General features: G+C 73.3%; 19 protein-coding genes. 9 read left to right on the top strand and 10 right to left on the bottom strand.

Going from position 1 to position 24,204, the window contains the following annotated elements; translation table 11 throughout:
- Positions 1–97: 97 nt before the first annotated feature.
- The 7 genes from ABT360_RS28875 to ABT360_RS28845 form a co-directional block, all read right to left on the bottom strand.
- The gene (locus ABT360_RS28875) at positions 98–919 is read right to left on the bottom strand and encodes an HpcH/HpaI aldolase/citrate lyase family protein (protein ID WP_351822726.1); all 822 of its coding nucleotides are present in this window, start codon (positions 917–919) and stop codon (positions 98–100) included.
- Entirely contained in the window at positions 916–2,109 is a 1,194-nt protein-coding gene (locus ABT360_RS28870; protein ID WP_351822723.1) for a CaiB/BaiF CoA transferase family protein, read from the bottom strand. Before ABT360_RS28870 ends, ABT360_RS28875 begins: the two co-directional genes overlap by 4 nt.
- Positions 2,106–2,990: a ribokinase gene (rbsK, locus tag ABT360_RS28865; protein ID WP_351822720.1), complete on the bottom strand. Its 885-nt coding sequence runs from the start codon at positions 2,988–2,990 to the stop codon at positions 2,106–2,108. Before rbsK ends, ABT360_RS28870 begins: the two co-directional genes overlap by 4 nt.
- Positions 2,987–4,645 carry an ADP-ribosylglycohydrolase family protein gene (locus ABT360_RS28860; RefSeq protein WP_351822717.1) on the bottom strand — a complete coding sequence of 553 codons (1,659 nt, stop codon included), beginning with the start codon at positions 4,643–4,645 and terminating at the stop codon, positions 2,987–2,989. The genes rbsK and ABT360_RS28860 overlap by 4 nt, the downstream gene beginning before the upstream one ends.
- Positions 4,642–5,808, bottom strand: coding sequence for an ADP-ribosylglycohydrolase family protein (locus ABT360_RS28855; RefSeq protein ID WP_351822714.1), 1,167 nt, complete (start codon positions 5,806–5,808; stop codon positions 4,642–4,644). The genes ABT360_RS28860 and ABT360_RS28855 overlap by 4 nt, the downstream gene beginning before the upstream one ends.
- Positions 5,744–7,126, bottom strand: coding sequence for an ADP-ribosylglycohydrolase family protein (locus ABT360_RS28850; protein WP_351822711.1), 1,383 nt, complete (start codon positions 7,124–7,126; stop codon positions 5,744–5,746). Before ABT360_RS28850 ends, ABT360_RS28855 begins: the two co-directional genes overlap by 65 nt.
- A 224-nt stretch (positions 7,127–7,350) precedes the next feature.
- Entirely contained in the window at positions 7,351–8,388 is a 1,038-nt protein-coding gene (locus ABT360_RS28845; RefSeq protein WP_351822708.1) for an ADP-ribosylglycohydrolase family protein, read from the bottom strand.
- 345 nt (positions 8,389–8,733) lie between these two features.
- Between ABT360_RS28845 and ABT360_RS28840 the strand changes: the two genes are divergently transcribed.
- From ABT360_RS28840 to ABT360_RS28810, 7 genes are all read left to right on the top strand, one after another.
- A complete protein-coding gene (locus tag ABT360_RS28840) occupies positions 8,734–9,462 on the top strand; it encodes a VIT1/CCC1 transporter family protein (RefSeq protein ID WP_351822705.1) in 729 nt (242 codons plus the stop codon).
- Positions 9,463–9,936: 474 nt separating this feature from the next.
- Complete coding sequence (gene gltB, locus ABT360_RS28835) at positions 9,937–14,499, top strand: glutamate synthase large subunit (protein ID WP_351822702.1); 4,563 nt, start codon at positions 9,937–9,939, stop codon at positions 14,497–14,499.
- The gene (locus tag ABT360_RS28830; protein WP_351822699.1) at positions 14,492–15,952 is read left to right on the top strand and encodes a glutamate synthase subunit beta; all 1,461 of its coding nucleotides are present in this window, start codon (positions 14,492–14,494) and stop codon (positions 15,950–15,952) included. Before gltB ends, ABT360_RS28830 begins: the two co-directional genes overlap by 8 nt.
- Before the next feature lie 833 nt (positions 15,953–16,785).
- Positions 16,786–17,502: a vWA domain-containing protein gene (locus ABT360_RS28825; protein WP_351822696.1), complete on the top strand. Its 717-nt coding sequence runs from the start codon at positions 16,786–16,788 to the stop codon at positions 17,500–17,502.
- Positions 17,499–18,056 carry a HutD/Ves family protein gene (locus ABT360_RS28820; RefSeq protein ID WP_351822693.1) on the top strand — a complete coding sequence of 186 codons (558 nt, stop codon included), beginning with the start codon at positions 17,499–17,501 and terminating at the stop codon, positions 18,054–18,056. Before ABT360_RS28825 ends, ABT360_RS28820 begins: the two co-directional genes overlap by 4 nt.
- A 95-nt stretch (positions 18,057–18,151) precedes the next feature.
- Positions 18,152–18,622 carry a hypothetical protein gene (locus tag ABT360_RS28815; RefSeq protein ID WP_351822690.1) on the top strand — a complete coding sequence of 157 codons (471 nt, stop codon included), beginning with the start codon at positions 18,152–18,154 and terminating at the stop codon, positions 18,620–18,622.
- Positions 18,619–19,095 carry a pyridoxamine 5'-phosphate oxidase family protein gene (locus ABT360_RS28810; protein ID WP_351822687.1) on the top strand — a complete coding sequence of 159 codons (477 nt, stop codon included), beginning with the start codon at positions 18,619–18,621 and terminating at the stop codon, positions 19,093–19,095. The genes ABT360_RS28815 and ABT360_RS28810 overlap by 4 nt, the downstream gene beginning before the upstream one ends.
- Before the next feature lie 15 nt (positions 19,096–19,110).
- On the opposite strand, the gene ABT360_RS28805 is transcribed toward ABT360_RS28810, so the two are convergent.
- Together ABT360_RS28805 and ABT360_RS28800 are read right to left on the bottom strand one after the other, a co-directional pair.
- Positions 19,111–20,679 (bottom strand): serine/threonine-protein kinase, encoded by a 1,569-nt coding sequence (locus ABT360_RS28805; protein ID WP_351822684.1) that lies wholly within the window; start codon positions 20,677–20,679, stop codon positions 19,111–19,113.
- Between the two features lie 19 nt (positions 20,680–20,698).
- Positions 20,699–21,460 (bottom strand): serine/threonine protein kinase, encoded by a 762-nt coding sequence (locus ABT360_RS28800; RefSeq protein WP_444852342.1) that lies wholly within the window; start codon positions 21,458–21,460, stop codon positions 20,699–20,701.
- A 235-nt stretch (positions 21,461–21,695) separates the two neighbouring features.
- On the opposite strand from ABT360_RS28800, the gene ABT360_RS28795 reads away from it, so the two are divergent.
- Positions 21,696–22,613 (top strand): hypothetical protein, encoded by a 918-nt coding sequence (locus ABT360_RS28795; RefSeq protein WP_351822679.1) that lies wholly within the window; start codon positions 21,696–21,698, stop codon positions 22,611–22,613.
- 75 nt (positions 22,614–22,688) lie between these two features.
- The gene (locus tag ABT360_RS28790; RefSeq protein ID WP_351822677.1) at positions 22,689–23,168 is read left to right on the top strand and encodes a hypothetical protein; all 480 of its coding nucleotides are present in this window, start codon (positions 22,689–22,691) and stop codon (positions 23,166–23,168) included.
- A 59-nt stretch (positions 23,169–23,227) separates the two neighbouring features.
- Here the strand turns inward: ABT360_RS28790 and ABT360_RS28785 are convergent, their stop codons facing one another.
- Positions 23,228–24,157: an acyl-CoA dehydrogenase family protein gene (locus ABT360_RS28785; RefSeq protein ID WP_444852341.1), complete on the bottom strand. Its 930-nt coding sequence runs from the start codon at positions 24,155–24,157 to the stop codon at positions 23,228–23,230.
- Between the last annotated feature and the right edge of the window lie 47 nt (positions 24,158–24,204).

Raw genomic sequence — 24,204 nt, 5'->3', positions numbered from 1 at the left:
TCCGTGGTGTGAGGCGGCCGTCGGGACCGGAAGGTCCCGGCGGCCGCTTCGTTCTCATCCACCTCTCATCCACGTCTCATCCGTGTCTCACCGTGTCTCACCCGTGGTGGGTCCTGGCGAGGGACAGGGTGCGGTGGGCGGCCGCGACGACCGCCGCGTCGACGAAGCGGCCGTCCGGAAGGGCCAGCGCGCCGGCGTCGGTGGCGGCCGCCTTGACGATCTCCTCCGCCGCCGCGACCTCCTCAGGGGTCGGGAGGTACGCCTGCTCGATGACCGGCAGCTGGCGGGGGTGGATCGCCGCACGGCCCAGGAACCCCAGCGCGCGGCCGTGGGCGCACGACGCGACGAGGCCGTCGAGGTCGCGGATGTCCGGGTGGACGGACTGCGCGGGCGGGGGGAGTCGCGCGGCGCGGGCGGCGACCACGACGCGGCTGCGCGACCAGTCGAGGCCACGGTCGTCGCGTACGCCCAGGTCGGCGCGGAGGTCCGCCTCGCCCATGGCGATGCCGCGGACGGCCGGGTGGGCGGTGGCGATGGTGTGGGCGTGCTCGATGGCGAGGGCGGATTCGAGCAGCGCGTGCAGCGGGACGCCGGGGGCGAGGGCCGCGACCCGCTGGATGTCAGTGCCGTGTGTCACCTTGGGGATACGCAGTGCGGCGAGGCCGGGCAGGGGGGCCAGGGCCGCGATCGCCGTGGTGTCGTGCGCGCTGGGGAGGCGGACATGGATCGGTACGGGGTGGGGCGAGGAGAGCAGGTCGGTCGTGGCGGCGAGGGCGTACGCCTTGCGGTCCGGGGGGACCGCGTCCTCCAGGTCGACGATCACGACGTCGGCGCCCGACACGAGGGCCTTGGCGACGACGTCCGGGCGGTCGCCGGGGGCGTACAGCCAGGTGAGGGGGGTCGCGGAGCCGGAGGTCATAGCGCTCCCTCGGAGCGCAGGGCGGTGATCTCGGCGCTGGTCAGGCCGAGTTCGGTGAGGACGGCGTCGGTGTCGGCGCCGTGGGGGCGGCCGGTCCAGCGGATGGAGCCGGGGGTCTCGGAGAGGCGGAAGAGGACGTTCTGCATACGGATGGGGCCGAGGTCGGGGTCGGGGACTTCGGTGACCGTGTCGAGCGCCTGGTACTGGGGGTCGGCCATGACGTCGCGGACGTCGTAGATCGGTGCGATCGCGGCCTCGGCCTTCTCGAACGCCGCCATGGCCTCGTCCCGGGTGTGCCGCGCGATCCAGCTGCCGACCGCCTCGTCGAGGATGTCCGTGTGCTGGGCGCGGGTGGTGCCTTCGGCGAACCAGGGCTCGGTGATCAGGTCGGGGCGGCCGACGAGGCGCATCACGCGCTCCGCGATGGACTGGGCGGAGGTGGAGACGGCCAGCCACTTGCCGTCGGCGGTGCGGTAGGTGTTGCGGGGGGCGTTGTTGCGGGAGCGGTTGCCGGTGCGCGGCTGGACGTAGCCGAGTTGGTCGTACCAGAGCGGTTGCGGGCCGAGGACCGTGAGGATCGGTTCGATGATCGCCATGTCGATGACCTGGCCGTGGCCGGTGGTGGCGCGGGCGTGGAGGGCGGTCATCACGGCGTAGGCGGTGGCCAGGGCCGCGATGGAGTCGGCGAGGCCGAAGGGAGGGAGTGTGGGCGGGCCGTCGGGCTCGCCGGTGATCGCCGCGAAGCCGCTCATGGCCTCGGCGAGCGTCCCGAAGCCGGGGCGGCGGGCGTAGGGGCCGTACTGGCCGAAGCCCGTGACGCGGGCCAGGACCAGCCGGTCGTTGGCGGCGGAGAGCTCGGACCAGCCGAGGCCCCACTTCTCCAGGGTGCCGGGGCGGAAGTTCTCGACGACCACGTCGGCGCTGGTGGCGAGACGGAGGAGGGTGGCGCGGCCTCCGGGGGTGGACAGGTCGAGGGTGATGGTGCGTTTGTTGCGGCCGAGCAGCTTCCACCAGAGTCCGACGCCGTTCTTGGCGGGGCCGTGGCCCCGGGACGGGTCGGGCTTGCGGGGGTGCTCGACCTTGATGACGTCGGCGCCGAAGTCGCCGAGCATGGTCGCCGCCAGGGGGCCCGCGAAGAGGGTGGCGAGGTCGAGGACGCGCAGTCCGTGGAGGGGAGGTGTGGTGGTCATACGGCGTCGATCTCCGTGCGGTACGGCATCGAGGACGTGGCGCCGGGGCGCTGGACGGACAGTGCCGCGGCCGATGACGCCCAGCCGAGGGCGTCCGGTACGGGCCTGCCTTCGCCGAGTGCCACGGCCAGGGCACCGACGAAGGTGTCGCCCGCGGCGGTGGTGTCGACGGCCCGGACCCGAGAGGCGGGGACGGTGACCGGGTCCGCGCCGCGGGCCGCGTAGAGGCTGCCGGCCGCGCCGAGGGTGATGACGACCTCGGGTACCTGGCGGAGCAGTTCCTCGGCGGCCGCGTGCGGGTCGGCGAGGCCGGTGAGGGTCGCCGCCTCGTGCTCGTTGGGCACCAGCAGGTCGGTGGCGGCGAGCAGTTCGGGAGGCAGGGGCTGGGCGGGGGCGGGAGTGAGGATCGTGCGGACGCCGTGGCGGCGGGCGGCTTCGGCGCCGGCGGTGACGGCGGAGAGGGGGAGTTCCAGTTGGAGTAGCAGGGCGTAGGCGGTGGCGATGAGCGTTTCGTCGCCGGGTGAGAGGGAGGTGACGGTGCCGTTGGCGCCGGGAATGACGACGATCGCGTTGCTGCCCTCGTCGTCGACGACGATGTGGGCGGTGCCCGAGGGGCCGTCGACGGTGCGGAGGAGGTCGGTGTCGATACCGGCGGCGGTGAGGCCGGACCGGAGCCGGGTGCCGAATTCGTCGGAGCCGACGGCGCCGATCATCGACACCTCGGCCCCCGCGCGGGCCGCGGCGACGGCCTGGTTGGCACCCTTGCCGCCGGGGATCGTCCGGAACTCGCGTCCCGTGACGGTCTCGCCGAGCTTGGGGGCACGGCCCACATAGGCGACGAGGTCCATGTTGGTGCTGCCGAGCACCACGATATGGGTCATGGGCGGTGTGCCTCCTGGTGTGTGAGCCGGTGGGTGAGGGCGGCGAGGGCGTCGAAGCCGATGCCGTCGAAGGTGGGGACGGAGGTGGCGAGGCGGTTCTTGAGGGGGGAGGTCCAGCGGTCGGGGATGCGGTCGGGGTGGCCGGCCAGGAGACCGGCGACACAGCCGGCGGTGGCGCCGTTGGAATCGGTGTCCCAGCCGCCGGAGACGGCACGGCAGATGGAGAGGGAGAAGTCGCCGTCGGCGTGGGTGAGCGCGGCGGCGAGGAGGGCGGTGTTCGGGACGACGTGTACCCAGTGGTAGGAGCCGTACGCGGCGTGGAGGCGGTCGACGACGGTGTCGAAGTCGGTGTGGGCGCGGGCCGTCGCGATGCCGAAACGGACCGCGCGGGCCAGGCGTGAGTCGGGCGGGACGACGGTCAGCCCGGCCGCCAGTGCCTGGTGGACGTCGGCGGTTCCGGAGGCGGCGGTCGCGATGACGGCCGCGGTGAACATCGCGCCGTACACGCCGTTGGCGGTGTGGCTGAGGGTCGCGTCCCGGTGGGCCTGTTCCGCGGCGGCGGCCGGGTCACCGGGGTGGGTCCAGCCGTGGACGTCCGCGCGGATCTGGGCGCCGATCCACTCGCGGAACGGGTTGCGGTGGGAGGCGGTGAGCGGTGGTTCGAGGCCGGAGAGGAGGTTGCGGTAGGCGACGCGCTCGGCGGTGAAGGTGCGGGCGGCGGGGAGTTCGTCCAGCCAGAGGCGGGCGACGTCGGCGGTGCGGAAACCGGGGCCGTACCGCTGGAGGAGCAGCAGGTTGAGGAGGGGGTAGTTGAGGTCGTCGTCCTCGGGCATGCCGTCGATGTTCTCCGCGAGCGAGGTGGCGGCGGAGCGGCGGTTCCAGGGGTGGGCGGCGGCGAGTGTCGGGGGTACGCCCCTGGCGGTGAACCAGGAGGTGAGCGGCCAGTTCCCGGTGGCGCGGGCGAGGGCCCGGATGGCGGAGAGGGGCAACTTCTCGACGGGCTTGCCGAGGAGACACCCGGCGGCCCGCCCCAGCCACGCGGCGTGCAGCCGCGCGGCCGCCCCGGGCGCGACGGCCACCGGTGCGGGCGGGTGCCCGGCCGGGCCGGGCCCGGTGGTGCGTGCGGAGGAGGCCGGGCCGGTACCGGCGCCGGGGCCGTGACCAGTGCCGGGGCGGTGACCGGCACTGGGGCCGTAACCGGTACTGGGGCGGTGACCGGCGCCGTGGCCGTGGCCGTGGCCGTGACCGGTGCCGTTGTCGGGAGCGCCCTGCGCGCCGGGTGCCGTGGCGGCCGGGGGTCGTCCGCCGGGCGGCGGCCGGTGCGGGGCGTCCGGTGTTCGTGCGGCGGGTGGGGCGTCCGCCCCGGTGGCGGGCCAGTGGGGGCAGAGGCGTCTGATGTGGGGGAGGGAGGTGGGTTCGGCGGGGGACAACGGGGAGGGGAGGGCGGCCAGTTCGTCCAGGAGGCGTTCCGCGAGGGCCCGGAGGTGCGGGGGTGCGGGCGTGGGTGAGGCGCCTGCCGTCGCGGGGGCGGGGGCGCCGCCCGCGGCGCGCCAGCGGGCCCGGGCGGCCGAGGCGTCACGGCCGTCCTCCGCGGCCTGGCGCAACTCGTGGCCGATCAGGTCCTCGGGCTGGACCCAGGTGAGGCGCACGTTCACCGGGGCACCCCGGGGGCGGGGGAGAGGGCGACGAACGCCTGCTCGTGGGCGCGGCGGCGGGCCGTGTCCCGCATGAAGACCTCGTGGGCGACGTCGGCCAGCACGGCCGCCGGGGCGTGCAGGTCGAGGCGGCTGGCCTCGGCGACCTGTTTCGCCCAGGTGGCGGGCACCGCCGCCTCCCCGTGCAGTGCGCCCGCGATCGCGCCCGCCATGGTGGCGATCGAGTCGCAGTCGCGGCCGTAGTTGACGGCGCCCAGCACCGTACGGCGGTAGTCGCCCTCGCCGACCAGCAGCATGCCGAGAGCGATCGGGAGTTCCTCGATGGCGTGCAGCCGGGACGGACGACGTGCGCCGAGGGAGGGGGAGCGGTAGTCGGGGCCGACCGTGTCGAAGGGGGCGACCGCCTCGCGGAGAGGACGCAGGGCGGACTCGAAGTCCGTGTGGTGCGACGCCACTTCGCAGACCGCCTCGATGGCCGATCGGGTGCCGTCCTTGGCGAGTTCGACCGCCGCGTCGACGACGGAGGCGGGCGTCGCGCCGGGCAGGCAGGCCGCGGCGACCGCCGCCGCGAACACGCCGGCCGCCTCACGGCCGTACGAGGACTGGTGCGGAGCGGCGACGTCGAGGGCCTCGGCGTAGGCGGCGGCCGGGTTCGCGGCGTTGACGAGCCCGACGGGTGCCATGTACATCGCGGCACCGCAGTTGACGATGTTTCCGGTGCCCGCCTCGCGCGGGTCGACGTGGCCGTAGTGGAGGCGGGCCACCAGCCACTTCTCGGCGAGGAAGATCCGCTGGAGGGGCAGCGCCTCGGCTTCGAGTTCGGGGATCCAGCGGGGGGTGGAGATCAGGTCGGGTACGAGGTGGTCGGCGACGGCGTACGCGTCGAGGTGGTCGCGGACCGTGTCGTACACCCGGATCAGCGCGTGGGTCATGAGGGTGTCGTCGGTGACGTGTCCGTCGCCCTTGTGGTAGGGGGCGATGGGGCGGGCGGTGTGCCACTCGTCGCCGTGCCAGGGGCCGACGATGCCGGTGACGCGGCCCCCGTGGCGCTCGGCGATCTGGTCGGGGGTGTAGCCCTCGACCGCACCGCCGAGCGCGTCACCGACGGCTGCTCCGACGAGGCTGCCGGTGATCCGGTCCTCGAGTGTAGGTTTCGGCGTCATGTCGGAATTGTCCACCCGGGGTGGCGAGTTCCGTGTGTGCCAGCTGCTCGGCGAGTTCCACCAGGTCCGTGCCCCTGAGCCGGGGGAGCGCGCAGCCCGCGAGGGTGCGGCAGGCCTCGCGCCAGGTGGCGGGCACACCGGCGCCGCCGCTGAGCGCGCCGGTCAGGGCGCCGGCGAGGGCCGGTGCGGAGTCGGCGACCCGGGAGAGGCAGGCGGCGGCCGGCACCGCCTCGGTGACCTTGCCACGGGCGGCGGTGGCGAGGGCCAGGGCGACCGGGACGGTCTCGGCGGCGGCGATGCCGTAGCTGTAGACGTGGTCGACGATCTGGTGCTCCAGGAGCGGGACGAGGGCGAAGGCGCTGTCGGCGGCGCGGGCGAGCCGGGTGGCGTGCCGGGCGTTGCGGCCGATCTCGGTGGTGGGCGGGAGCTGGCCGAGCGCGGCGCCCACGGCGTCGTCGACGGGTGCCCCGCCGAGGGCCGCGGCGACGGCGGCGGCCATGGCGCGGGCGCCGTGCACGCCGTCGCCGTCCTGGGTGTAGCGGGCGTCGAACTCGGCGAGTTCGGCCGCGGCCCGGGGTTCGCCGGGGTGGGCGACCGCGAGGACGGCGGCGCGGACGCAGGCGGCGTCGTCGAAGTAGTGCGGGTTGTCGTGGCCGGTGGCGGGCGGGCGCAGGCCGGTGGCGAGGTTGCCGAGGCCTGCGCGTACGGAGATGCGGGCGCGCAGGGGGAGGACGGCGGACTCGACCTCGGGGGCGCGGTCGGCGGCCGCGGCGATCTCGGCGGCGAGGGAGTTCCAGGCCAGGTCGACCGCGGCGCACATGCGGCGGGCGGGCGGAAGGGAGCGGAAGAGCCCGCTCGCTGCGGCCAGCAGGGTCTCGGCGGTGAACACCGCCCACTCGGCGTCGTCGGAGGGGCCGAGGCGGAGGGGTTCGGGAGGCTGGTTGAGGGCGATCGGGACGGGGAGGGTGGTCGTGGCGTTCTGCTCGGCGAACGTGTCCAGTTCGCGGGTGAGGCGGCGGGTCCACTCGGGCATGCGCGCGGCGCGGTGCCGGGCGGCGGGCCACCCGGCGGCGTCTCCGGCGGCGAGGCCGAGGAGGAGCCCCTCGATGCGGCGCGGCCCGCGGGGGCGGGTGGTCTCGGCGCGGTGTGCGGTGCCCGTCAGTTCGGTGGGGGCGCCACCCCCGGGGCGCGGGCGGGTGCCGGCCGGAGTGCGGACCTGGGCCTGTGGCGGAGTACCGCTTTCCGGCGGCGGGGCCCAGGGGCCCCGGGGTCCGGTGGGTGCCCGGTCGCCGGTCGGGCGGGGCGCCTCTTCCCCCATGCCTCGCCCTGCGTCCGGCGGCGTGCCGGGACCCCCACCGCCTTCCGGGGACGGGGCCGGAGCCGGGGGCTCCCCGGCCCCGTCGAAGGCCTGGGCCCTCGGGGCCAGGGGCCCGTGCCCGAGGGTCTGCTCCGGGGCTCCGGCCGCGGGACCGGCGCGTCCTGCGGGGTCGGCGGGGTCGGCGGCGGCTGCGGCCCCGGGACCGGGGACGGGGCGAGGGCGCATCAAGGGGCCTCCGTATCGTCGTACGGGGTGAGCAGCTCCGCGACGTCCAGGACGTGGTAGCCGCGCATCGAGGGCAGGCAGCTGCCGCGTACGGGGCCGATGGCGGCCGCCCAGTCCGGGGGGATGGACGTCGCCCCGGACATCGCGCCGGCCAGGGCGCCCGCCACCGCGGCGGTCGTGTCGGCGTCCCGGCCCATGTTGACGGCCGTGAGGACCGACGTACGGAAGTCGCCGCGGGCCGCCGCGAAGGCGCCGAAGGCGAGGCCGACCGCCTCCGGGGCCAGGTCCGTCCACGGGTAGCCGCCGATGACCACCGCCGAGCGGACGGTCCGCTCCCGGACGAGCGGGTCGGGCTGGACGCGCTGGGCCGCGACGACCGCGCGGCGCATCGAGCGGGCGGTCCAGGAGTCCATCGGTACGACCGACAGTGCGGCCGCGATGACCGAGGCGGGCCCGGCGCCCGACATCGCCGCCGCGACGCCCGCCGCGACCGCCTGGCCCCCGTAGATCCCCTCGCCCTCGTGGCTCACCGTGCCGTCGATCGCGACCAGCCGCGCCGCCTCCGCCGGGCGCCCCGCCGCGAAGACGCCGAAGGGGGCCGCCCGCATGGCCAGGCCGTCGCTCCAGGCGTGCCGGTGCTGGGCCGAGATGGGGGCGGCCAGGCCGCGGCGGAGGTTCTCCAGCGTGCCGCGCTCGCTGAAGCCCGCGCCGCGGAACGGTCCCTCGTCGAGGTCGGCGATCCAGCGGTGCCACGCCTTCTCGACATGTGAGACGGTCAGGGCCGAGCCGTGCCGGGCGAGCAGCAGCCCGGAGAAGATCGCGTACTCGGTGTCGTCCGTGCCGACGGGGTCGTCGCTGACGAACCCCTCGATACGGCCCCAGCGGCGGCGGATCTCGGAAGGCCGCATGTTCTCGGCGGGGGCCCCGAGCGCGTCGCCGACGGCCAGTCCCAGCAGCGCGCCCCGCGCGCGGTCGAGCAGCACCTCCGCGTCGGCGAGGGAGGCGGGATCGCGGGCGATCGGCTCCGTCGGCTCCATCGGCGTGGCCCTTCCGTGCGCACCGATCCGATTCCTGGATGTGTGCCACGGAGACGAGCCGGGCTGTCGGCGCGGGGATCCCTGTCACCCGCCTGCCGCAGCCGCCCGGGGCCCCGGGAACGCCCCCGGCAACAGCCGCCCGGCGCCCCCGCGAACAGCCGCACGCTGCCCCCGGGAACAGCCGCCCGGGGCCCGGGCATCTCCCGGCAACAGCCGCCCCGCCGCCCTGGGTAAGTAAAGCCTGCCTTGCTGGCGCGCCCCTTACATGGCGCGTATTTTCGAGCGTGTCGGGGGGAGCGGGGTCACCCGGACCCGCTGCTGTACGCAAGGCGTAAGGGGAGAGCTGTGTCCATCATCGAGACCGAGGCGACGCTTCACGAGGCGCACCGGGACAATCACACCCACCGCGATGTGAACGGCGGCTGGCTGCGCCCCGCCGTCTTCGGCGCGATGGACGGTCTCGTGTCCAACCTCGCGCTCATGACCGGTGTGGCCGGCGGCGCGGTGTCCCAGCAGACCATCGTCATCACGGGACTGGCGGGGCTCGCGGCCGGCGCGTTCTCCATGGCGGCCGGCGAGTACACCTCCGTGGCCTCGCAGCGCGAACTCGTCCAGGCGGAACTGGACGTGGAGCGCCACCAGTTGCGCAAGCACCCGGTGGACGAGATGGAGGAGCTCGCCGCGCTGTACGTGGCGCGTGGCGTCGAGCCGCCGCTGGCCCGTGAGGTGGCCATGCAGCTGTCGAAGGACCCGGAGCAGGCGCTGGAGATCCACGCCCGCGAGGAGCTCGGCATCGACCCGGACGACCTGCCCTCGCCGATGGTGGCCGCCGTGTCCTCCTTCGGGTCGTTCGCGCTCGGCGCGCTGCTGCCCGTGCTGCCGTACCTGCTCGGGGCGACCGCCCTGTGGCCGGCCGTGCTGCTGGCGCTGCTCGGGCTGTTCGCATGCGGCGCCCTGGTGGCCCGGGTGACCGCCCGCAGTTGGTGGTACAGCGGTCTGCGACAGCTCGCCCTCGGTGGCGCGGCGGCGGCCGTCACCTACGGCCTCGGCGCCCTGTTCGGCGCGGTCGTCTGACCCGCATGGATCGCCGCAGGTCAGCCCTCTCGACAGGCGATCGAGGGGGCTTCGCCGTACCGTTGCCGTACCGTTGACAAACCGACGAAGGTCTTGTGACGAACGTCCAATAGCCCGATCCGCCTCTCCAGTGAGACACTATGCAACGCGGCACATAAGTAGCCGTAAGGCGGCGGTTTCGAGCCCCTCGGCATGGGGCATGAGCCGTTAGCGCTGCGGGCAATGAGGCCCGCTCCCCACAGGCCGCAGGATGTCGATCCCTCGACGGTCTGTCTGCTTGTAAGGCTTTGTGAACCACCTCCACCGCCACGAGCGGTGTCCGCATGCTGGAATGAGCTATCCGCTTTCCGAGAAGCACTCCATCATGTAACCTGCACGAAATTTCGCGGAGGGCCAACGTCGTCCCTTCGGCACCCGCTCCCCCAGACCCCGTCTGGGAGGTAGCCCCCAGCCACGACGACGACGGGAGAGCCGATGCGTTCCGACGCCTGGTCGCCCATGGACGGTCGCCCCGCCCCGCAGGGTATGTACGACCCCCGCAACGAGCACGACGCCTGTGGTGTCGGCTTCGTTGCCACCCTCACCGGTGTCGCCAGCCACGCGCTGGTGGAGCAGGCGCTGACCGTTCTGCGCAACCTGGAGCACCGGGGCGCCACCGGTTCCGAGCCCGACTCCGGTGACGGCGCGGGCATCCTGCTCCAGGTGCCGGACGCCTTCCTCCGTGAGGTCACCGACTTCGACCTCCCGGCCGCCGGTGAGTACGCCGTCGGCATCGCCTTCCTCCCCGCCGACGGCTCCGCACAGGCCGTCTCGCGGATCGAGACGATCGCCGCCGAAGAGAACCTCACCGTCCTCGGCTGGCGCGACGTCCCCGTCGCCCCCGAGCTGCTCGGCGCCACCGCCCGCTCGACCATGCCGGCCTTTCGCCAGCTGTTCGTGAGCGACGGCGGTACCAGCGCCGGCATCGCCCTGGACCGCAAGGCGTTCCTGCTGCGCAAGCGCGCCGAGCGGGAGGCCGGGGTCTACTTCCCCTCGCTCTCCGCCCGCACCATCGTCTACAAGGGCATGCTCACCACCGGGCAGCTGGAGCCCTTCTTCCCGGACCTGTCGGACCGCCGCTGCGCCACCGCCGTCGCGCTCGTCCACTCCCGGTTCTCCACCAACACCTTCCCGAGCTGGCCGCTGGCCCACCCGTACCGCTTCGTCGCGCACAACGGCGAGATCAACACGGTCAAGGGCAACCGGAACTGGATGCGGGCGCGCGAGTCGCAGCTCGCCTCCGACCTCTTCGGGGCCGAGAAGCTGGAGCGGATCTTCCCCGTCTGTACGCCGGACGCCTCCGACTCCGCCTCCTTCGACGAGGTGCTGGAGCTGCTCCACCTCGGTGGCCGTTCGCTGCCGCACAGCGTCCTGATGATGGTTCCCGAGGCGTGGGAGAACCACGACTCCATGGACCCGGCCCGGCGCGCCTTCTACCAGTACCACTCCACGATGATGGAGCCCTGGGACGGCCCGGCATGTGTCACCTTCACCGATGGCGTCCAGGTCGGCGCCGTTCTCGACCGCAACGGTCTGCGCCCCGGCCGCTACTGGGTCACCGACGAGGGCCTCGTCGTGCTGTCCTCCGAGGTCGGCGTCCTCGACATCGACCCCGCCAAGGTCGTCCGCAAGGGCCGCCTCCAGCCCGGCAAGATGTTCCTCGTCGACACCGCCGAGCACCGCATCATCGAGGACGACGAGATCAAGGCCGCCCTCGCCGCCGAGCATCCGTACCAGGAGTGGCTGGAGAGCGGGATCATCGAGCTCGAGGACCTCCCCGAGCGCGAGCACATCGTCCACACCCACGCCTCGGTCACCCGCCGCCAGCAGACCTTCGGCTACACCGAGGAAGAGCTGCGCGTCATCCTCGCGCCGATGGCCCGCACCGGTGGCGAGCCGCTCGGCTCGATGGGTACGGACTCGCCGATCGCCGCGCTCTCGGAGCGCCCGCGCCTGCTGTTCGACTACTTCACCCAGCTGTTCGCGCAGGTCACCAACCCGCCGCTGGACGCCATCCGCGAGGAGCTCGTCACCTCGCTGCACTCCTCGCTCGGCCCGCAGGGCAACCTGCTGGAGCCGACCGCCGCCTCCTGCCGCAGCGTCACCCTGCCGTTCCCCGTCATCGACAACGACGAGCTGGCCAAGCTCATCCACATCAACGCCGACGGCGACATGCCCGGCATGACGGCCGCCACCCTCTCGGGCCTCTACCGGGTCTCCGGCGGCGGTGAGGCCCTCGCCGCCCGTATCGAGGAGATCTGCGCCGAGGCCGACGCCGCCATCGAGGGCGGCGCCCGCCTGATCGTGCTCTCCGACCGGCACTCCGACGCCGAGCACGCGCCGATCCCGTCGCTGCTGCTCACCTCCGCCGTCCACCACCACCTCATCCGCACCAAGCAGCGCACCCAGGTGGGCCTGCTGGTCGAGGCCGGTGACGTCCGCGAGGTCCACCACGTCGCGCTCCTCATCGGGTACGGCGCCGCCGCCGTCAACCCGTACCTCGCCATGGAGTCGGTCGAGGACCTGGTCCGCGCCGGCACCTTCGTCGAGGGACTGGAGCCCGAGCAGGCCATCCGCAACCTGATATACGCCCTCGGCAAGGGCGTCCTGAAGGTCATGTCCAAGATGGGCATCTCGACCGTCGCCTCCTACCGCGGCGCCCAGGTCTTCGAGGCCGTCGGCCTCGACGAGGCCTTCGTCGAGAAGTACTTCAACGGCACCGCCACCAAGATCGGCGGCGCCGGCCTGGACGTCGTCGCCAAGGAGGTCGCCGCCCGCCATGCCAAGGCGTACCCGGCCTCCGGCATCGCCGCCACGCACCGCGCGCTGGAGATCGGCGGCGAGTACCAGTGGCGGCGTGAGGGCGAGCCGCACCTGTTCGACCCGGAGACGGTCTTCCGCCTCCAGCACGCCACGCGCTCCGGCCGCTACGACATCTTCAAGAAGTACACGGACCGGGTGAACGAGCAGTCCGAGCGCCTGATGACGCTGCGCGGCCTGTTCGGCTTCAAGTCCGACCGCCCCTCGATCCCCATCGAGGAGGTCGAGCCGGCGTCCGAGATCGTCAAGCGCTTCTCCACCGGCGCCATGTCGTACGGCTCCATCTCCCAGGAGGCGCACGAGACCCTCGCCATCGCCATGAACCAGCTGGGCGGCAAGTCCAACACCGGTGAGGGCGGCGAGGACCCCGAGCGCCTGTACGACCCGGCGCGCCGTTCGTCGATCAAGCAGGTCGCCTCCGGCCGCTTCGGCGTGACGTCCGAGTACCTGGTCAACGCGGACGACATCCAGATCAAGATGGCCCAGGGCGCCAAGCCCGGCGAGGGCGGCCAGCTGCCCGGCCACAAGGTCTACCCGTGGGTCGCCAAGACCCGGCACTCCACCCCGGGCGTCGGCCTGATCTCCCCGCCGCCGCACCACGACATCTACTCCATCGAGGACCTGGCTCAGCTGATCCACGACCTCAAGAACGCCAACCCGGCCGCCCGCATCCACGTGAAGCTGGTGTCCGAGGTCGGCGTCGGCACGGTCGCCGCCGGTGTCTCCAAGGCCCACGCGGACGTCGTGCTCATCTCCGGCCACGACGGCGGTACGGGCGCCTCCCCGCTGACCTCGCTGAAGCACGCGGGCGGCCCCTGGGAGCTCGGCCTCGCCGAGACCCAGCAGACCCTGCTGCTCAACGGACTGCGCGACCGGATCGTCGTCCAGACCGACGGCCAGCTCAAGACCGGCCGTGACGTCATCATCGCCGCGCTGCTCGGCGCCGAGGAGTTCGGCTTCGCGACCGCGCCGCTCGTCGTCTCCGGCTGCGTCATGATGCGCGTCTGCCACCTGGACACCTGCCCGGTCGGCATCGCCACCCAGAACCCGGTGCTGCGCGACCGCTTCACCGGCAAGGCGGAGTACGTCGTCAACTTCTTCCGGTTCATCGCGGAGGAGGTGCGCGAGCTCCTCGCCGAGCTGGGCTTCCGTACGCTGGAGGAGGCCGTCGGCCACGCCGAGCTGCTGGACACGGAGCGGGCCGTCACGCACTGGAAGGCGCAGGGCCTGGACCTGGCACCGCTGTTCTACGTGCCCGAGCTGCCCGAGGGCGCGGTGCGCCACGCGCTGATCGAGCAGGACCACGGCCTGGAGAAGGCGCTCGACAACCAGCTGATCGAGCTGGCCGCCGAAGCGCTCGGCGCGTCCTCCGCCGAGGAGGCCCAGCCGGTCCGCGCCCAGGTCGCGATCCGCAACATCAACCGGACGGTCGGCACCATGCTCGGCCACGAGGTGACGAAGAAGTTCGGTGGCGCGGGCCTGCCCGACGACACCATCGACATCACCTTCACCGGCTCGGCCGGCCAGTCCTTCGGCGCGTTCGTGCCGCGCGGCATCACGCTGCGCCTGGAGGGCGACGCCAACGACTACGTCGGCAAGGGCCTGTCCGGCGGCCGCGTGATCGTCCGCCCCGACCGGGGCGCCGACCACCTGGCCGAGTACTCCACCATCGCGGGCAACACCATCGCCTACGGTGCGACCGGCGGCGAGATCTTCCTCCGCGGCCGCACCGGCGAGCGGTTCTGCGTCCGCAACTCCGGCGCGCTGGTCGTCTCCGAGGGCGTGGGCGACCACGGCTGCGAGTACATGACCGGCGGTCACGCGGTGGTGCTCGGCGAGACGGGCCGCAACTTCGCGGCCGGTATGTCGGGCGGTGTCGCGTACGTCATCGACCTCGACCGGGACAACGTCAACTCCGGCAACCTCGGCGCGATCGAGGCCCTGGACGAGACGGACAAGGCGTGGCTGCACGATGTCGTGCGCCGCCACCACGAGGAGACGGGCTCGACCGTAGCCGAGAAGCTCCTTGCCGACTGGGCAGGCGCCGTGGACCGATTCAGCAAGATCATCCCGACCACGTACAAGGCAGTGCTCGCCGCCAAGGACGCCGCTGAGCTCGCCGGTCTCTCCGAGCAGGAGACCACCGAGAAGATGATGGAGGCGGCGACCAATGGCTGACCCCAAGGGCTTCCTGACCACCGGGCGCGAGGTCGCCAAGACCCGCCCCGTGGCCGAGCGCGTCAAGGACTGGAACGAGGTCTACGTCCCCGGCTCCCTGCTGCCGATCATCAGCAAGCAGGCCGGCCGGTGCATGGACTGCGGCATCCCGTTCTGCCACAACGGCTGCCCGCTCGGGAACCTGATCCCCGAGTGGAACGACTACGCCTACCGCGAGGACTGGTCCGCCGCGTCCGAGCGGCTGCACGCCACCAACAACTTCCCGGAGTTCACCGGGCGGCTGTGCCCGGCGCCGTGCGAGTCGGCGTGCGTGCTGGGCATCAACCAGCCCGCCGTCACCATCAAGAACGTCGAGGTCTCGATCATCGACAAGGCGTGGGACTCCGGTGACGTCACGCCGCAGCCGCCGGAGCGGCTGTCCGGCAAGACCGTCGCCGTCATCGGCTCCGGCCCGGCCGGTCTCGCCGCCGCGCAGCAGCTCACCCGGGCCGGCCACACGGTCGCCGTGTACGAGCGGGCCGACCGCATCGGCGGTCTGCTGCGGTACGGCATCCCCGAGTTCAAGATGGAGAAGGTGCACATCAACCGGCGCATCGAGCAGATGCGTGCGGAGGGCACCAAGTTCCGCACCGAGGTCGAGATCGGCGTTGACATCGACGCCGCGAAGCTGCGGCGCCGGTACGACGCGGTCGTCATCGCCGCCGGTGCCACCGTCTCGCGCGACCTGCCGGTCCCGGGCCGGGACCTCAAGGGCATCCACTTCGCGATGGAGTACCTGCCGCTCGCCAACAAGGTGCAGGAGGGCGACTTCGTGGCGCCCCCCATCACCGCCGAGGGCAAGCACGTCGTGGTCATCGGCGGCGGCGACACCGGCGCGGACTGCGTGGGCACCGCCCACCGCCAGGGCGCGCTGTCCGTCACCCAGCTGGAGATCATGCCCCGCCCCGGCGAGGAGCGGAACGCGGGCCAGCCGTGGCCGACCTTCCCGATGCTCTACAAGGTCACCTCGGCCCACGAGGAGGGCGGCGAGCGGATCTACTCCGTCTCCACCACCCACTTCGAGGGCGACGAGGACGGCAACGTCCAGTTCCTCCACCTCGTGGAGGTGGAGTTCAAGGACGGCAAGCTGGAGCAGAAGCCGGGCACCGAGCGCAAGATCCCGGCCCAGCTGGTCACCCTCGCCATGGGCTTCACCGGCACCGACCAGTCCAACGGCCTGGTCCAGCAGTTCGGCCTGGAGCTCGACGAGCGCGGCAACATCGCGCGCGACGAGAACTACGCGACCAACGTCGACGGCGTCTTCGTCGCCGGTGACGCGGGCCGCGGCCAGTCGCTCATCGTCTGGGCCATCGCCGAGGGCCGTTCCGCGGCGCGCGGTGTGGACCGCTACCTGACGGGCGCCAGCGAGCTGCCGGCCCCCATCCGCCCGACGGACCGCGCGCTCACGGTCTGACGCCCCACCGGCCGGGCGCCCCGCACAGTGCTGTGCGGGACGCCCCCGGCCGTGGGGACGCCCCGCACCGCACCCGGGCCGCCACCCACGCGGGCACGGTCCGCAGGTACCGCCGACCCGAGCCGGTGACCGCGCATTCATGCGACTCCGGCCCGGCACCGGTCCTGACACGGGCGCCTCCCCTGCGCAGCCGCCCGCACCACACGTGGGGGCCGTCCGGTGTCGCCAGAGCCCGCACGGGCCCACGCGGCACCGCCGGTCACAGCCGGTGGCCGCACGGGGTAGAGTCGGCGTATCACCGGCCGAGCCCGACACATCGGGCGCCGGGCACCCCTCATACGTCCCGTACAACGGCGTGCGGAACACAGCAGCGTCTGCCGCGTCCCCGACCGGACCTTGGCAGGCGCTGCGCCCTTGTGTGCGCCAGGTGCGCCCTGTCGGGCGGCGCCCCGCGTCTCCTACGATCGGTTTCCCGATCGGGGGAGGGCGTCGCCGAACTGACCGGCCACACCGGCCGGATCCTCTCGGTCGCGTCCGGCCCGGACGGCACGGCGCCGGCCAGCGGCGCCGAAGACGGCGCGGTACGCCGGTGGGACGTGCCGCTCGAGGGCGGTGAGCCGTCACCGCGCGCCACCCTCATCGGCGTACCGGGCGGCTGTGCGGCCCTGACCCCGTCCGGGGGCCAACAAGTACGACGGGGACGTGGTGGGCGAGTTCTGGCACGTGGTGGGCATGTACCGGTTCCAGCCGGGCGAGTTGGACGAGTACCTGCCGGGCGTGCGCCGTCTCCCGCTCGGGGAGGAGCTGTGACGGTCGTCGCATAGTCTCCCCGTATGCCGATCAGCCTCCAGAAGATGGAAGAGACCGCCCCGGCCCTGGTCAGCCTCTACAAGAGCGCGGGCCTCTCGCTGCGCAAGCACGGGCTCGGCGGTGAGCGTGCCGCGGTCTACCTGGTCGTCGACTACTCGGGGTCGATGAAGCCGTACTACAAGGACGGCAGCGTCCAGGCGCTCGCCGACCGGGTGCTCGGCCTGTCGGCCAACCTCGATGACGACGGGCGCGTCCCGGTGGTCTTCTTCTCGACGGACATCGACGCCGAGACCGAGCTCGATCTCGCGAACCACCAGGGCCGGATCGACCGGATCGTGGCGAACCTCGGCCACATGGGCAGGACCAGCTACCACCTGGCCATGGACGCGGTCATCGACCACTACCTCGACAGCGGCGCCACCGACCCGGCGCTCGTCGTCTTCCAGACGGACGGGGGACCGAGCAGCAAGCTCGCCGCCGAGCGCCACCTGTGCAAGGCGGCCAAGCTGCCGCTCTTCTGGCAGTTCATCGGCTTCGGCGACCCCGGCAGCCGGCAGTTCGAGTTCCTCCGCAAGCTCGACGAGCTGGCCGTCCCCGCCAAGCGCTGTGTTGACAACGCGGGCTTCTTCCACGCGGGCGCCGACCCGCGCCGTGTCCCGGACGCCGAGCTGTACGACCGGCTGGTCGCCGAGTTCCCCGCCTGGCTCGCCGCCGCCCGCGCCCAGGGCATCGTCCGATGAGCGGGCCGCGGGTGCTGCGGGCGGCCGGCCGGACGGCGGTGCCGTGGAAGAACGGCGGCGGCGTCACGCGCGAGATCGCCGCCTCGCCGGAGCACTGCGGCCTGGACGGTTTCGCGTGGCGGGTGAGCCTCGCGGACGTCGGCGCCGACGGGCCCTTCTCGGCGTTCCCCGGTACGGAGCGGATCCTGACGGTCGTGGACGGCACGGGCATGCACCTCGACGCCGGCGGACGGCACCTCCTCGCGGAGCGGTACCTCCCCCGGTCCTTCCCCGGCGACGTCCCGACCCACGGGCGGCTCCTCGCCGGCCCGGTCGTCAACCTGAACGTGATGCACCGGCGCGGGGCGGTCACGGCGGCCGTCGCGGTCGTACGGGGCGGGCTGCCCGTCCCGGTTGCGCGGGACACGTCGGTGCTCGTCGTCGCCCTGGACGGACCGGCGGAGGTGGCGGGTGTGGAACTGGGGCGTTACGACGCGGTGTTGTGCGACGCGCCCGGGCCGACGGTGCGCACCGACGGGTACGCGGCGGTCGTCACGCTGGGCCGAACGGGCTGAGCCGGCCGTGTGATTGTGCCCGGCCCTTCGTGACCGGGCGTGTCCGGCGGGTAGTGCTGCACCTCGGGGCCGGCCACCGGACAGGAGACATTCACATGCGCCGTGCAGGGTTCACCGCCGCCGCCACGACCGCGCTCACGCTGGCAGCCGCCGGGCAGGGCTGGGCGACGGCCTCCAGCGGGGACGTCACCGCCAGCTGGGGCGACCGCACCCGGATCCAGGTGACCTGGACCGACCGGAATTCCCTCCACAACGGCACGCTCGCCGTCGCCGACCAGACGTGCGACGACACGTCCGTCTACGCCACCCTCACGGTCCGCACGGGTTCCGGCGCCACCCTTTCGCTGGGCGACAGGCACAACACGCGAGGCTGCGGGACGACCGCCGACTTCCGGGACATCCGGGCCATCGACGCGAACGGCATCAGAAGCCTCACGCTGACCCTGTGCCGGAGGGCGGCCGGGGCCGCCGACCACTGCGAGACGCGGTACTTCTCCACGAACCCCCACTTCGGATCCGATACCCGACAGCAGGTGTCCGGTATCCGCGGTTCGCTGAGGCCATGACTTTCAGCTGGGCAGACTTCCAGGCGGCGGAGCCGGACTTCGCCAAGACCGTGCAGCAGCGTTTCGAGGCGTACACGCACCACGTCCTCGCCACCGTGCGCAAGGACGGCTCGCCGCGTGTCACCGGGCTGGAGGTGACGTTCCGCTCCGGCGAGCTGTGGCTCGGCATGATGCCGAGGTCCCGCAAGGCCCAGGACCTGATGCGCGACCCGCGCTTCGCCCTCCTGGCCAACCCCGGCAGCGGCACGGACATGGGCGGCGGTGACGTACGCGTCGGCGGCCGGGCGGTCGAGGTGACCGACCCGGAGACGGTGGCGCGGTACACGGGCGAGGCGGGCGCGCCGCAGCCGTTCCACCTCTTCCGCGCGGAGCTCACCGAGGTGGTGCGCACCTCCGTCGAGGGCGACCGGCTCGTCGTCCGGACCTGGCACCCGGGCGAGCCGCTGCGCACGGTCAGCCGGGGGAACGACTAGAACGCCCTGTACGTATCAGCGCGTGTACTCCTCCAGGTGGCGGAGCACCCGGTCCACATGGGGGCGCGTGCGCTCCGGCACGCCACGGGCCTCGATCACGGTCTTGTCGCTGGTGCGGTAGCCGGCGGCGATCAGGGCGTGCAGGTCGTCGCGCAGCCCGTTGTCCTTGAACCGCTGGTCGAGCCAGCACGTGAAGACGGCCATGGTCGCGATCGCGTCGGGGGGTGACATGTGGTCCTTGTCCCCGTCCCCGTCGCCGTCCACGGCCCACGCCTGGAACACCGACGGCGTCCACATGGCGATGCCGTACTCGCCCGCCGTGGGCCGGGAGGCCTTCGGGTCGAAGCCGCTCTCGGCCTTGAGCATCGCGGCGAGGAACGCCGGTGTGATCTCGGGGTCCGTGCAGCGTTTGGCGGCGTTGGTGATGGTCGCGCGCAGGGCGACCGGCACGTCCGAGTCCTCGGGAATGGCCCCGGGCGGGCCGGCGGTGATCCCGGTCGCGGGCGCGGCGGTCCTCGCGGGGGAGCTCACGGGCGCAGTGGCGCCGCGTCCGCCGGTCTTCCCGTCGGGCAGCAGCGTCAGCGTGGCGGCCGTGGCGGCGGCCAGCCCGAGGCCGGTCCCCACCAGCAGCGCCGTACGCCGGAGGCGCGGCCGGGTACGCGCACTCTCCTGGAGGTCCCGCACGCGCCGGGCCAGCTCCTCGGAGCCGAGCACCGCCCGCGAGGCGTGGTCCGGGGCGAGACAGGCGCCGATCAGCTCCCGCCACTCCGGCCGCAGCGTGTCGTCGAGGCGCAGCTGCGCCGATCCGCCGGCGTAGGCCTGCGCGGCGAGGGCGCGGGCCCGCGCGGTGCCGCCCGGGAACGGGTGGAGCCCGCCGGTCAGCACCTGGTGGGCGAGGACGCCGAAGGCCCAGATGTCGGCCGTCCGGCGGACGGTGGTGCCGCGGATGCCGGTCCGCTCGGACCACCACTCGGGCGGTACGTGGTCGAGGGAGCCCAGTGGCGGGATGTAGGCGTGGGTGCCGTCGAGCTCCACGGTGAGCCCGAAGTCGGCCAGCCGGACGGCGTCGCCCGGGCCGAGCAGGATGTTGGCGGGTTTCAGGTCCGCGTGGACCCAGCCACGGGCGTGCATATGGGCCAGCCCCGTGGCGACCCCGGCGAGGATGCGCCCGGCGCCGGGGACGGGGGTGCCCTGCTCGCCGGCCGTGATGAGGTCGTGGAGGCTGTGTTCCGCACGGTCCATGACCAGCGCGGTCACGCCGTCGAGGCCGGGCCGGTCCGGGTCGCGCAGGGTGACCACGGTGTGGGTGCGCACGAGGTTCGGGTGTTCCGCCTCGCTGCTGAACCGCACCTCCTGCCGGATCAGTTCCTCCATGGACGCCCGCTGCCCGGGGGTGAGCAGGTCGGTGCGGAGCAGCTTCACGGCGACCCGCTCCGCGCCGGGGGCCGATGCCGCGCCGGTGACCCGCTCGGCGGCGTAGACGGTGCCCCAGCCGCCGGACCCGAGCAGGGCCGTCACGGCCCAGTCGGCGATCCGGTACCCCTCGGGCAGGTCGAGGCGGGGGGCGTTGTGGTGGGCGTCCATCCTCGATGGGCCTTTCGCTTCAGCGTCTGACGGGTGGGGGGAGCAGGTGCAGGTGCTCTTCGCGTACGAGGTCGAAGCGGAGCGCCAGGGAGACGAGCCGGCTCCGCTTGGCGCCGCCCACGGCCGGCTCGTCGGGGTCCTCGCGCAGCCGCAGCTTGGCCGTGACGAGATAGTCGATGTGGTAGTTGACGGCCGACCGGGTCAGGCCCGCGCAGGACGGCAGGGGACGCAGCCGCTCGACGACCTCCCCGACGCCCGGTACGGCCGCGTCCGACGGGGAACGCAGCCTCGGCTCGCACAGGGCGAGCAGCACCAGGAAGTACTTGGACGTGGGGTCCAGGGAGAAGGGGGTGGTGGTCGGGTCGCCCGCGGCGGGGTCGGAGCCCGGCTCCCAGTAGGTGTGCTGGGGTGCGAACACCTTGAACTCCACCGAGCCGTCGGCCGCGGGCAGGATCACCCGCGACAGCTCGAACGGCACGGGGGCGCCGATCCGGCCGGGCGCGACCTTGATGTGCTCGCCGGCACCTTCCATGTTCTCGACGACATAGGTGGCGCCCGCGCTGTAGTTGGACACCCGCCAGTAGTCCTCGGTGGCGGTGATCTGCCCCGCGTACCGGGAGACGCCGGGGTCGTCGAGGGGGATGGGGAGCGGGGCTCCGGGGGTTCCCCGGCCGAAGTCGGCGCTCTGACCGGGGCTCATGTGGAGGAGGCGTGGCCTGGGGGGCGGCTCGTCCGGGTGCCGGGGCGCCGGTTCGGGCAGCTGGACAGTCACTGTCGTCACTGTGGTTACGTCCGTCATTCAGTGCACACAAAAATGTGCAGGAGAGTCGGGGATGGGGGCGCCGGAACCGGGCGGGGACCGTGACGGCTGGGGGCTGACAATAGCGACGCTCGGGCGTGGACGCATCATCCCCGGCCGCGCCGGTCCTGACATCCGTCAGGACCGGAGGCTCGTTCCCGCCCCTAAGGTCGGCTCTCGTAGGAGAGAGGTACCGAAGCAACGGGGGAGCATCGGTATGAAGGGGACGTTCGCCGGGGTCGCCGCGGCAGTGCTGGCCACCGTCGTGGCGACCCTGGGGACGGGGTGCACGAGCGGCGCGGAGCACCCGCGGAACACAGGTGGCGCGCGGAACGCGACCGCCACTCCGGTGGCAGGCGGCCTCCGGCCGCTCACCGAGGCCGAACAGCTCCGTGTCGCGGACGCGCAGCAGCGGCTGATCAAGGACTGCATGGCCCGCAAGGGCTTCACGTACCGGGAGGCCGAGCGGCTGGGCCTGGAGGAGAGCCGCACGTTCGGCTATGTGTCGGACGACGTCGCCTGGGCCCGTGAGCACGGCTACGGCAGCCGCATCCGGGCGAAACACGAACGAGCCAAGCGCGCCAACCCCAACGTCACCTACCGTCAGGGCCTTTCGGCCGAGCGCCGCGCGGCGTACGACAAGGCCCTGGACGAAGGGACGGACGCACCCGAGCTGACGGCCGAGCTGCCCACCGGCGGAACGGTCCGCAAGCGGGTGGGCGGTTGCGTGGCCGAGTCCGAGGAGCAGCTGTACGGGGACCCGAAGACCTGGTTCCGGGCCGAGAAGACCGCCATGAGCCTCCAGCCGCTCTACGTCCCGAAGGTCATGGCCGACCAGCGCTTCACCGCGGCCCTGAGGGACTGGTCGCAGTGCATGAAGCGGGCGGGCCACCCGTACCGGGACCCGGCAGAGGCCCGCCAGGCGCCCCCCGGTGATTTCGCGGCCGAGCGGAAGACCGCCGTCGCCGACGCGACCTGCGCCAGGGACACCCGTCTGCGGGTCATCGGCAAGGAACTGGAGACCCAGTACGTCAACGCGCTGCGCGGTCAGTACGGCGAGGCGCTCGACACGTACGCCCGGCTGCGGCTCCGGGCCCTGGCCCATGCCGCGAAGGTCGTCCCGCCCCGCACCTGACCCCCACACACACACGTCCACGGCCGTCGCCGTGGTTCGGCATGCCTCCGACGAGGCCGACAAAAGGAGTGAACGATGCGAAAGTTGGGCACGATCGTCGCGGCCCTGGGCCTCGCGGTCCTCGGTGTCGCGGCCCCCACCTCCGCCCAGGCGGCGCCGATGGACTACTGCGCCCAGGACTGGAACCAGCACGGCCGTGACGGACTGGTCCGCGCCTGGAACGGCTACCAGTGCACGGGCACCCTGCTGGGGGCGACCCCGGGCGACGACTACGCCTGGGGCGACAGCTCCGGCGCCTTCACGGGGACGGAGTACGCCCAGCCCAAGTCCGTGATGAACAGCGGCTACGTCGGAGGCCTGGACGTCGTCGCCTTCTACCGCACCAGCGGCTACCGCTACGAGTACGGCTACGTCTGCCTCTCGCCGTACGAGCTGTACGCCGACGACCTGTCCGACAACTACTACACCAACAACGGCGGTCCGGTGCTCAACAACATCGGCTCCCACCGGTGGGTGAACGCCTCCGGGTGCGCCGCCGGCAGCTGGCTCACCTGACCGGGCCCGCCCCGCACCGACGGCCCGCCGGTTCCGCCCCGGCGGGCCGTACGCGTGCCCTACGCGTCCTCGGCCAGCACCCGCTCCCGGCACCACGCGGGCGTGCCCCACGCGTCCCGCAGCGGGCGCGCCTTGCGCAGCCAGAGCGCCAGGTCCAGCTCCTCGGTGTAGCCGACCGCGCCGTGCAGCTGGAGCGCGGTGCGGGCGGCCCCGTACGCCGCGTCCCCGGCCGCCACCTTGGCGGCCGCCACATCGGCGGTACGCAGCGACAGCGCCGCCCCGTACAGCAGTGGGCGGGCGAACTCCAGGCCGAGCAACGTGTCCGCGAGCCGGTGCTTGACCGCCTGGAACGAGCCGATCGCCGCCCCGAACTGCCTGCGCTGCCTCACATACGCCACCGTCCGGTCCAGCAGCGCGTACCCGACGCCCAGCGCCTGCGCGGCCGTCGTCAGCGCCGCCCACCCCGCCGCGTACCGCGCCGCCTCCGCCACGCGCGGCCCCGCCACGAGCACCTCCCCGCCCGGGGAGGGCCGCGCGAGCCGCCGCGCCGGATCGGCACTCACCCGCACCGGACCGTGGCCGGGGGCCAGCCGCACCTCGCCGGCGGCGACCACCAGGACCAGGCCGGCACAGTCGGCGTCCAGGGCGTACCCCGAGCCGACCGCCAGGGTCGCCGTCAGCTCGCCCGCCGCGAGCGCGGGCAGGAACCGCTTCGCGGGCCCGTCCTCCCCGAGCCGGTCCAGCAGCGCCGCCACCGCGACCGTCTCCACCACCGGACCGGGCACCGCGTGCCGCCCCAGCTCCACGAACGCCAGGGCCACCTCCAGCGGCAGGACGCCCAGCCCGCCCTGGTACGCCTCCGGTACCGCCAGGGCGAACACCCCGGCCTCCGCCGGCCGCGCCCACAGCGCCCGCCCCGGGCCCGGGTCCCCGGCCGCCCACGCCCGCACCACCGACGGGGTGTCCGACGCGGTCAGCATCGAACACATTGCTTCCAGGTCATTATCCCGCATGGCAGGACCCGATGACCAACATC

The sequence above is a fragment of the Streptomyces sp. NPDC000229 genome (assembly GCF_040300825.1).
In the GTDB taxonomy this organism is placed as follows: Bacteria; Actinomycetota; Actinomycetes; order Streptomycetales; family Streptomycetaceae; genus Streptomyces.
This window is presented reverse-complemented; position numbering and strand designations above follow the sequence as displayed.